Annotated in this window: 8 protein-coding genes; 7 read left to right on the forward strand and 1 reads right to left on the reverse strand. The window is 36.9% G+C overall.

Annotated features, from left to right (window positions below):
• The first annotated feature begins 40 nt into the window (after positions 1 to 40).
• The 7 genes from HMPREF2983_RS03210 (at position 41) to HMPREF2983_RS03240 (ending at position 9,835) form a co-directional block, all read left to right on the forward strand.
• Positions 41 to 250, forward strand: coding sequence for a helix-turn-helix transcriptional regulator (locus HMPREF2983_RS03210; RefSeq protein WP_004381194.1), 210 nt, complete (start codon positions 41 to 43; stop codon positions 248 to 250).
• Between the two features lie 33 nt (positions 251 to 283).
• Positions 284 to 1,648, forward strand: coding sequence for a toll/interleukin-1 receptor domain-containing protein (locus HMPREF2983_RS03215; RefSeq protein WP_070666720.1), 1,365 nt, complete (start codon positions 284 to 286; stop codon positions 1,646 to 1,648).
• Positions 1,645 to 3,153 carry an argonaute/piwi family protein gene (locus HMPREF2983_RS03220; protein WP_070666724.1) on the forward strand — a complete coding sequence of 503 codons (1,509 nt, stop codon included), beginning with the start codon at positions 1,645 to 1,647 and terminating at the stop codon, positions 3,151 to 3,153. The genes HMPREF2983_RS03215 and HMPREF2983_RS03220 overlap by 4 nt, the downstream gene beginning before the upstream one ends.
• Before the next feature lie 10 nt (positions 3,154 to 3,163).
• Complete coding sequence (locus HMPREF2983_RS03225) at positions 3,164 to 4,759, forward strand: site-specific DNA-methyltransferase (RefSeq protein WP_070666728.1); 1,596 nt, start codon at positions 3,164 to 3,166, stop codon at positions 4,757 to 4,759.
• A gap of 3 nt (positions 4,760 to 4,762) precedes the next feature.
• Positions 4,763 to 7,420 (forward strand): DEAD/DEAH box helicase, encoded by a 2,658-nt coding sequence (locus tag HMPREF2983_RS03230; protein WP_070666731.1) that lies wholly within the window; start codon positions 4,763 to 4,765, stop codon positions 7,418 to 7,420.
• Positions 7,421 to 7,456: 36 nt separating this feature from the next.
• Positions 7,457 to 8,284 carry a hypothetical protein gene (locus HMPREF2983_RS03235; RefSeq protein WP_141757617.1) on the forward strand — a complete coding sequence of 276 codons (828 nt, stop codon included), beginning with the start codon at positions 7,457 to 7,459 and terminating at the stop codon, positions 8,282 to 8,284.
• A 93-nt stretch (positions 8,285 to 8,377) separates the two neighbouring features.
• Complete coding sequence (locus tag HMPREF2983_RS03240) at positions 8,378 to 9,835, forward strand: RNA-binding domain-containing protein (RefSeq protein WP_070666737.1); 1,458 nt, start codon at positions 8,378 to 8,380, stop codon at positions 9,833 to 9,835.
• Positions 9,836 to 9,893: 58 nt separating this feature from the next.
• Here HMPREF2983_RS03240 and HMPREF2983_RS03245 read toward each other — a convergent pair.
• A partial coding sequence (locus tag HMPREF2983_RS03245) for a hypothetical protein (protein WP_070666740.1) occupies positions 9,894 to 10,534 on the reverse strand: 641 nt, incomplete at its 5' end.

The raw sequence follows: 10,534 nt of genomic DNA on the forward strand, positions 1-10,534 counted from the left end.
AATAATGAGTAATTTTATAGCGTAATCAAGTTGCATAAGTATGGAACGCAAGAAAATAAACCGTCTAAAGGTGGTTCTCGCCGAAAAAGGAATGACAAATAAACAACTGGCAGAAATTTTGGACAAAGACCCTGCGGTTATATCAAAGTGGGTAACTAATGTTGCCCAGCCCAATGTTGAAATGTTCATCCAGTTGGCAAAGATATTGGGGGTGAGAGTTGATGATTTGTTGTGGACAGAGGATATTTAATCCTCATATATAAACGAGTATCGTGATATTAAGATGAAAGATCAAATATTCATAAGTCATGCGACACCAGAAGATAATGACTTTACCATATGGCTCGCTTCTCGTTTAGAAATGCGGGGCTATCAAGTATGGATTGATAAAAATGGACTTCTGGGAGGAGAACGTTTCTGGCAAACCATACAAACAGCAATTTACTCCTCTCGAAAAGTTTTGCTAGTTTATTCTAAAAATATTGTACGTGATGGTATATTCAAAAAAGGTATCGAAGATGAATTAGAATATGCCAAAAGTCTTGTAGGGATAAAGAATGATACAGAGTTTGTTATTCCGTTGCATATTGATGATTCTGCATATAATCTTGTAATTGGATTACCCAATATCAATCATATCCCATTTGTTGGGAACTGGGCAAAAGGATTGGCACAGCTATTTAAGAAGTTAGATAAAGATGGAGTAAAATATAGTACAGATATAGAATCTTCACTATCAAATTGGTACGAAACTTCATATTCGACCGATTCATCAATTGTCTTGAAGAAAGAATTATACTATACTTCTTGGTGGAATGTAAAATCAATTCCCCAGAAATTTTACATGTATCAATTCCTCAATAAAGAACAAGCTACCTATATTCGGCAAGCGAACATAAATATTCCTATAGCTCAATTGGCAAATACATTATCTTCTTTTGATGATAGATTGTCATATCTAATAGATAAAGAGGGACAAAGTTTTGATATTCATCCACTGTCGGTATATTCTTTCTCTCTTGAACAAATTTTATATGGCTTCAATTCTGATAGTTTCCCTACACACAAGGATGTGGTAAATCATTTTAAAGATTTCTTGAGATATTTAATCTCGGAAATTCTTAGGAATAAAGGTTATCGCAAAACGGAGCTATCTAATAAAAAATATGTTTTTTATCGACCTATACATAAGAAAAAGCCAATCCCCATTCATTTCAAATATAAATACTCCTCAAAAAACAAAAGAAAATCATTAGGTGGCAGGTATAAAGATAAAGGCTTTTGGCATTACGGAATATCCATACAACCAATCGTTCATCCTTTTATTGGGGCTTCTATTAAGCCTCATTTGATATTTACACAAGATGGGGTGAATATTATAGATAATGATTCAACTCAACACTCGTACCGAAGAAATAAAGGGAAAACCTTTTTCAATGAACAATGGAGGGATATGCTGATAGCGCTTTTATTTTCTTTACAAGATAATAATGAAGAGATTAAGCTTTCAGTAAGCCAGTCTAATGACATGCTTGAAATGAAAAATTGGACAGAAACCTTTTGGAGTGAATATGGCTATTATGACCCATATAGCACCATGAGTGAAGATGACATTGTAAACTTGACAGATGAAGATAAAACAGAATGATAGAGCCAATTATTAAATACATAGAAGAACCATTTCTAACATTTGGCTGTAACCAAAAGGCAATAGATCCGAGAGATGGCCTAATGTTGTTTGGCCCTTTTGACAAGACGAAGTTAAAAGGTTCCATAACACTGGGTATTATTGGGCCCACAGCGGCACGATTATCTATGATAGATTATCTTAGAAAACTGCATGAACAAATACTGCCAATTAAAGATTCTAAAAAGTATCCTATTTTTCCTGGAATTGAATCTACAATGGGGATAGCTGTGAATTTTGGAAATATACCGCAAATAGATGTAAAAGAAGAAAATATTAAATCGGCTTTAAGACATACAAATACGCATATTCGCATTCATGAACTTGTGAATTTATATGTAGATCCTTTGATGGCTTACATGAAAGAGGAAGAAATTCCCGTAAACCTTTGGTTAGTAGTTATTCCAGAAGTTATTTTTACTTATGGCCGACCACAATCAAAAATAAAGAAGGCTGATGATAATATACACACTAAGTTTTCAAAAGAGATTTTAAATCCAAATAATCAGAATCTCTTTCCCGAGTTTCAGAAAGAAGATGATAAAATAAGGGAAGCTTATGAATATGAAATAAATTTTCACAACCAGTTAAAAGCAAGACTGTTAGGGAGTAATATAGCGACGCAAATTATTAGAGATTCAAAAATATCAAACATTGGATTGTCTGAAAAACAAATAGAGAAAGAAGAACAAATTAGAACAGCAAAAGCTTGGAATTTAGCATCTGCCATATATTATAAACTCGGAGGACTACCATGGAAAATGGGGGAGGTTAGAGAAGGAGTCTGTTATCTAGGATTAGTTTATAAAAAAACTGATGAAAAGAACAGAAATGCTTGTTGTGCGGCACAAATGTTCCTCGATTCTGGAGATGGTATGGTATTTAAAGGCAATGTCGGCCCTTGGTGGAATCCACAAACAAAAGAGTTTCATTTATCAAAAGAGGATGCATATAATATAATAAGCCAATCATTAGAGTCATATTCTAGTAAGTTTGGAACCTATCCATCTGAAGTATTTATTCATGCAAGAACATACTTTGATGATGCAGAGTGGGCAGGCTTTGAAGAAGCCTCATATAACAAATCAAAAATAATTGGCGTAAGAATCAGAAGTAACAACACCTTCAAATTGTATCGGCAATTTTCTTATTGTGTGCCGCGAGGACTAATGCTCCAATATGATGAATATAAAGCTCTTTTGTGGACCAAAGGTTATATTCCAAGATTTAAGACTCAAATTGGATTGGAAACTCCAAATCCTGTTGATATTCAAATCACCCGTGGAATCGCAGATATTGATGTCGTTTGCAAAGATATTATGAGTTTGACAAAACTTAATTACAATGCATGTATTTATGGAGACGGATTACCTGTGACATTAAAATTTGCAGATTCAATAGGAGAAATATTGACTGCAGGGAAGAATTTAGACACGGGGGTATTACCTTTTAAATTTTATATATAAATATTGAAATATGCCGACACTACATTGGATAGGAAAAGATAAAGTTGTAAACCATCATGCGGAAGTACCATTCTGTGTGTTGGAACATCAATATGGGTATCGGGGGGATAATCCTTCTGATACATCTGAAACACATAGTGGAAATAAAATTATTCATGGAGATAACCTCAAAGCGTTAAAGGCATTATTACCTGAATATGAGGGCCGAGTGGATTGTGTCTATATAGACCCTCCCTATAATACGGGCAATGAGGGATGGATATATAACGATAATGTGAACGACCCACATATACTTAAATGGCTCGGGGAAGTAGTGGGTTCCGAGGGCGAAGATCTCAGCCGACACGATAAGTGGCTGTGTATGATGTATCCAAGACTCAGGCTATTGTACCAACTCCTTTCACCGAAAGGGGTAATTTTTATTTCAATTGACAAGAATGAGTTTGCTAATCTTAATTTTATATGTGAGGAGATCTTTGGTCGTAACAGTTTTGTTGCTGATTTAATTTGGCGTTCCGCAGATAGTTCAAACCATGATGCCAAGCAGTTTTCTTATGACTATAATCACACTCTTGTTTATTCTAAGGAGCCAGGATGGAACCCAAATAAGATAGAAAGAACAGAAGATAACAATAAGCACTATAAAAACCCCGATAATGATCCAAAAGGTCCTTGGTATGCAGGAAACCTTTCTTCACCAAATCCAAGAGCTAATTTGGTTTACGATGTTACTTCACCCCAAGGTATTGCCATTCATCCTCCCAAGAATGGATGGCGTTGGAGTCGAGAGACTATGAGTTCCATGATAGAAGATGGAGAAGTGGTATTTTCAGAAGATGGCTCCCGTATTATTCGTAAAACATATTTATGTGATCAAAAGGGACTTGTCCCATCAGATATTTGGTGGGATATAGAAGATACGGGACATAACCGTAATGCAAAATATGAGCTGAAAAAAATCTTTCCAGAAAAGAGTACTTCTGAGTTATTTAAGACCCCTAAGCCAACAAAATTTATAGACAAGATACTTTCCATAGCCACTAGTAAAGACAGCATTATCCTTGACTCTTTTGCAGGCAGTGGCACTACAGCCCATGCTGTGATGAAGAAAAATAAGGAAGACAAAGGAAAACGTAAGTTTATCTTGGTAGAACTGATGGACTATGCTGAAAATATTACTGCTGAACGAATACGCCGGGTAATCAAAGGCTACGGAGAAGGGAAGAAAACAGTTGAAGGCTTGGGGGGCTCTTTCGATTACTACGAATTAGGTTCTCCTCTGTTCAATGAAGATGGAAACCTAAACGAACAGGTAGGTATAGAAAAGATGCGTGAATACATTTATTACACTGAGACCCACGATTACCTGACAAGTCAGCAAACAGTGAATTACCCCTATCTGTTAGACTACAAGGACGGTACGGGCTATTTCTTTTATTACGAGTCCAATGAGATTACAACTTTGTCGTATGACACATTAAACATAGTACCCAAGACAGCAGACCATTATGTCATTTATGCTGATATCTGCACGATAAGTAAAGAGCAGCTGGCACAAATGAACATTACATTTAAGAAAATTCCACGCGATATAAACAGGTTTTAAAGTATGCAACTGAAAGAATATCAACACCAGACACTCCGAGATTTGGAGTTATATATTGAGACTTTGAACAACAGCAAGAGCCTCTCTGTTGCCTATTCCCAATATTGGGCAGAAAGAGGCGTTTCTGTCAACAGTTTCAGCAATAGTTATTTGCATCCTTATATTAACAGCGTCAATGGGGCGCCACGTGTTACATTGAAAGTTCCAACGGCAGGAGGTAAAACTTTTATCGCGTGCAATGCAATAAAACGGATTATGGATAAATTACAGACTGGTGCTCAAAATCAAGTCGTAGCATGGTTCGTACCTAGTGATACTATCTTGAAACAGACTTTGGAGAAGTTGCAAGATGTTTCTCATCCATACAGACAGACTATTGATGCCTTGTTTTCTCATCGTGTTGTTGTTGTTGATAAAGAGGCGGCATTAATGGGGCAAAGTATTAGCCCAATTCAGATGCACGACAATTTAACGATTTTCGTATTAAGTGCCCAGTCGTTTATTGAAACGATTCGCGGTAAGAAAGATAAAAGTGCAGAACTATTGAAGCCGCGTGCATTCCGAGAAAACGGAAACTTTTTGGAACATACAAATTATTATACTCATCCAAAACAATTGATTAGCGGTGCTGATCCAACGGCATTGATTCAGGTAATTGCACAACAGAATCCTGTAGTGATTGTGGATGAAAGCCACAACTTCAAAGCTGATTTAAGGGTAGAATTGCTTAACAACCTCAGTCCTCGATTTATTTTGGAATTGACGGCCACTCCTCGCGATAATAGCAACATCATTTCTTTTGTTGATGCCATGCAACTGAAACGGGAAAACATGGTAAAGTTGCCCGTAATTGTGGAGAACCGAAATACACCGAAAGATGTGCTTGTGAATGCAATTAGAATGCGCAACAGTTTGGAGCAACATGCTATTGAAATGGAGAAACATGGTGGTCGGTATATCCGTCCAATTGTTTTGTTCCAAGCGCAACCTAAAACTGATGATGACAACATAACCTTCGACAAGATAAAAGCCAATCTAATCAGCTTTGGCATACCTGAAAATCAAATCAAAATCAAGACAGCCAATAAGGATGAATTGAAAGGTCTTGATTTAATGAGTCGCGGCTGCGAAGTACGATACATTATAACGGTGAATGCGTTGAAAGAAGGTTGGGATTGTCCATTTGCCTACATATTAGCTACACTCGCCAATAAAACAAGCCGGGTTGATGTGGAGCAAATTTTGGGCCGTATTCTTCGCCAACCTTATACAGCTCAGCATCAAAATCTATTGCTAAATATTTCATACGTGTTCACCAGCAGCAATGATTTCCGAGATACTGTTGAGAAAATCATATTGTCTTTACAAAAGGCTGGATTCAGTAAAAAGGATTTCAGAGAGGCAACCCCTGTTGAGTCGCCAGAGACATCAAAGCCAACAATAAAAATACCAGGACTCTTTGACTCTCCAAAGCAAATGGCGGAAGAGGACGAGAAAGATAATGGTATTGACTTAACGGAGGAAGAATCATCGGCCATTAAAGAACAGATTAAAAACACTGCTCAAAATGAGGATATTCAGAACCTGCAAAAGCAAGCAAAACAAATGAGCGAAGAGTATAACAAACAAATAGAAGAACAAATCAATGGTGGAGAATTAGATCCGCTTGCGGCAATAACACCGAAAAAAATGTACTATCCAATCAATGAACATTATAAAAAGGTCGCAGCAGGAATGAACCTCCCTATCTTCTACACAAAAACAGTCGCATCTATTTTTTCGGATGATGAATGGATTCCATTGGAAAAATCAATGTTAACCAAAGGCTTTGACTTGCCAACTAAAGATGCAACAGTAGATTTTACAATTGTGCGTCCATTGGGTGTGACTATTGATGTCGCAGAGTCAGGTGATGATTACGTTCCTGTGCGTCGTAATAATCAGCAGGCCATTGACTTCATCCGCCAGCAATATATGGATAAGTCGGCAACAGTTCAGAAGGATATTTTAAGTAGGCAGATTGCCAGTATGATAAAATTGGATAACGTTGTGGAGCCAGATATTAAAAAATATGTAGATCGAGTTATCGCTAATCTTGATGCAGATGCAATATCAAGTCTTGTGGATAATCTCTATCTGACTCGCGATACTATACAGGAAAAGATAGAAGGATTATTGAAAGATTATCAAAAGCAAGTCTTTCAACAATGGTTGAATACTGGAAGAATTCAACTTAATGGCCATTACACATTCTTGGAAGTAATTGCCATGACAAAAGAAGAAATAGTTGGTATCGATAAGGGACTTTATGTTGCTGAAGAAACTGTCAACGACTTCGAGTATGATGTTATATCTGCTATTGCAGACAATCCGAATGTTTTTTTCTGGCATCGCAATCGAGAAAAGAAGGAATTCTGTATCAATGGTTTCATTAACCATTATCCCGACTTTGTTGTTCGTATGAAGTCTGGTAAGACGATTCTTGTAGAGACAAAAGGTGACCATCTTGTAAATGATGACTCAAAGAATAAAATTTGGCTTGGCAACAAATGGGCAGACCTAGCAGGAAGCAACTATAAATATTTTATGGTATTCCAAACAAAAGAAGTGGAAGGGGCAATTACTGTTAAGCAGTTGTTGCAGTATCTGAATGAGTTGTAAACGATTGTAAGACATAACACCGAAAAATAAATGAGTATGGATTTCTATTATTTACCCAAAGAATATCAGCAAACACATGAAATGTGTTATGAACTCATAGGACAAGTAGAAGAGTTCTTAGTTAGAGATGAATATAAGTTCTTGCAAATAACTACTTATCCTATAGATGCAGCAGAGATACCAAATATAAAGAAAGAGGATTTTAATGTCTGGGATTATTTAAGAGAACATAATCAGGCTGGTTTTAGATTGCAGCTAAATAAAAGTATTATCTTGGGGCTATTGAGAGACTTCTGCTATTTTATGCAAGAGTCTCTAGACTGTTCGAATAAGATGCGATTAGTTGTAGCATATGCGTTATTAAGAAAGCCGCTCGTGGATAATCTTAAAATATTATTACGTTTTGTATATGATGATAATTTCTATGATGATTTTATTAATCGTAATGATTACGATCCAGCATACCTTAACGATGATACACTTAGGAAATACTTGGATAAGACGGACTCTATAAGAATGGCAAATAGTATCAAAGGGTCATTCATATATGAATGTATCTATAAAAAAGAAAATATAGGGTCTATTCTGAATTTATCCAATAGAGCAATTCATCCTGTTACGACAAGACCATGGAATAAAACTGGAGAAATGAATTTTAACTTTATGTTTGCCACTCATTTTGATATAGAACACTTATGGCAACATTATTACACATATCTCCCTGCAATATTACTATTTTATGTAGAGTTATTTAATAACACTATTTTCTGTCTTTTTGAAAGTGAGATAGATAAGGACTTGTACCTTAAGAAAATAGAAAAGATAGTTGATATAATGCAAAAGAAATCAAGCAGAGCGCAGTAAATGATTTAATATCACATATATAACCATATGTTATAAACAATAACCTGTAAATATATATTATACCGTTATACTAACATATATAAAGTATTAGAGATGACCATACAAGAAATAATAACTCATAAAGAAGACCAGACTTTTGATTGCAAAAGCATTCAAATTGATCCGAAAGCATTAGCTATTACCATTGTGGCGTTTGCTAATGCTGACGGTGGTGATATCGCTATCGGTGTGTCTGACAAGACAAGGAAGATAGAAGGAGTTGACCAGCATACGGAAAAGTTGAATGAGTTGCTTCGTGTGCCCTTAGACTTCTGTAATCCTTCTGTGTCTATTACCAGCGACTTGTTACCATGCACGGATAAAGATGGAAACGAAAATCATATTTTATTGATGCATATTCCTGCAAGTTCTGAACTACATACTAATCAGGCAGATGAAGCCTTTATGCGTGTTGGCGACAAAAGCAGGAGGCTGTCTTTTGAAGAGCGCATACAGTTGATGTACGATAAGGGAGAACGCTACTATGAAGATACGGCTGTGTATGGTGCTACGGTTGATGACATTGATATGGCTGCTGTAGAAAGATATACAGAATTGATTGGTTATACCAAGTCTGCCAATCAATATCTACATGAGAATAATGGCTTCATAACTACCAATGCCAAGGGAGAGGAGCAAGTTAGTGTAGCTTGTATCCTGTTGTTTGGTAAATATCCTCAAAAGTTCTTTCCTCGTGGGCGTACTCGCTTTATCCGTTATAAAGGTACAGAAGAGAGAGTGGGCGCAGAAATGAACGTGATTAAGGACGTAACTTTTGAAGGAACGATACTTGATCAGGTGAAAGCCACGATAGCTTATCTTGAAACCCAAGTAGAGGAACACACTTTTCTTGGACAGCATGGGCAGTTTGTAACCAATAGGGATTACCCAAAGTTTGTGATTCAAGAAATGGTTGTCAATGCTTGTTGCCATCGTGCCTACAATATCAAGGGTACGGAAATCCAAATTAAGATGTTTGATAATCGCTTGGTATTTGAGTCACCGGGCAGATTGCCAGGAACGGTTAAGCCCTCTAACATTCGTCATACACACTTCTCACGCAATCCGAAAATTGCTCAATTCTTAAAAGCATACGACTATGTAAAAGAGTTTGGAGAGGGTGTGGATCGTGTATGCAGGGAGTTGGAAGCTAATGGTACACCACATCTATCTTTCCATCTTGATGATTTTATTCTGAAGATTACAGTGCCGAAGGTGACAGAAAGGGTGATAGAAAAGGATGTCAACGTGACAGAAAAGGTGATAAAAACTCATCAAGAGGTGATAGAGAAGGTGATAGAAAAAGCGGTGGCTCTCAATGAAAAATTAACAGAAAATCGTATTTCTATCATCAAGCTAATAATAGAGAATCCATATATTTCTAAATCGGAACTTTCCAAACATGTGGGAATCAGTGAAAATTCTATATCTCGTAACATAGAAGCTATGCGTGATAAATACCTTCGCCGTGTCGGTCCCAATAAAGGCGGCTTTTGGGAAATCATAGACTAATATGCAGCGCACAAGCCCAACCAAACGAGAACTTAGGTTGGGCTTGCTTCATATAGGATTATTTCAATTTCTTTTGCATCAAGCTATCTGCCTTTTGCTTCAAATCCATATCGTAACCATCGGCTTTCTCCTTGATTAGCTTGATTGTCTTTTCATTGCGATGAATGTCAAATACATCGTTAAGCCATAGGATTTCCTTAGGGCTGCAACCTCGCCATACTCTAATGATACGAAATTTCAAGGCATCATCCTTGTATTGCTGTTTGCTTTGCCATAAGAAATAATTACCGACCAAAGAAACAAAACAAAGGACAGACACTGCCACCACGGTAGTAAAGACTTTCGATGACTTGATGTCAAAACTGTGTCTATGGATGTGCTCTTGTTGCTTTGGCTGTTCTTTCTGTTCCTGCCACTCGTGCAACATGGTCAGGACGTTTGCCACCAATTTGTCAATGGACTTAGCTTCCTCGTCCTTGATGCGCACTTGCACACCAATGTACTCGTTAATCACTTCTTTAGTCCGCTGCTCATACTGATTGAGCAATTCTTGTTCCTGTTGTTCGTCACGTTGTACAGGTGTAGATGGAACAGGGAGAGAAACAGAACCGTTCTCCTTTTCTTTCAGTTCCTTTAGTCCCCCGTAAATTGTCTCCAGTTTGTTTTTGATTTCCTCAAAGAGGACAAATGTATTATTAT

It is taken from the genome of Prevotella sp. HMSC077E09 (genome assembly GCF_001814685.1).
Lineage (GTDB): Bacteria > Bacteroidota > Bacteroidia > Bacteroidales > Bacteroidaceae > Prevotella > Prevotella oris.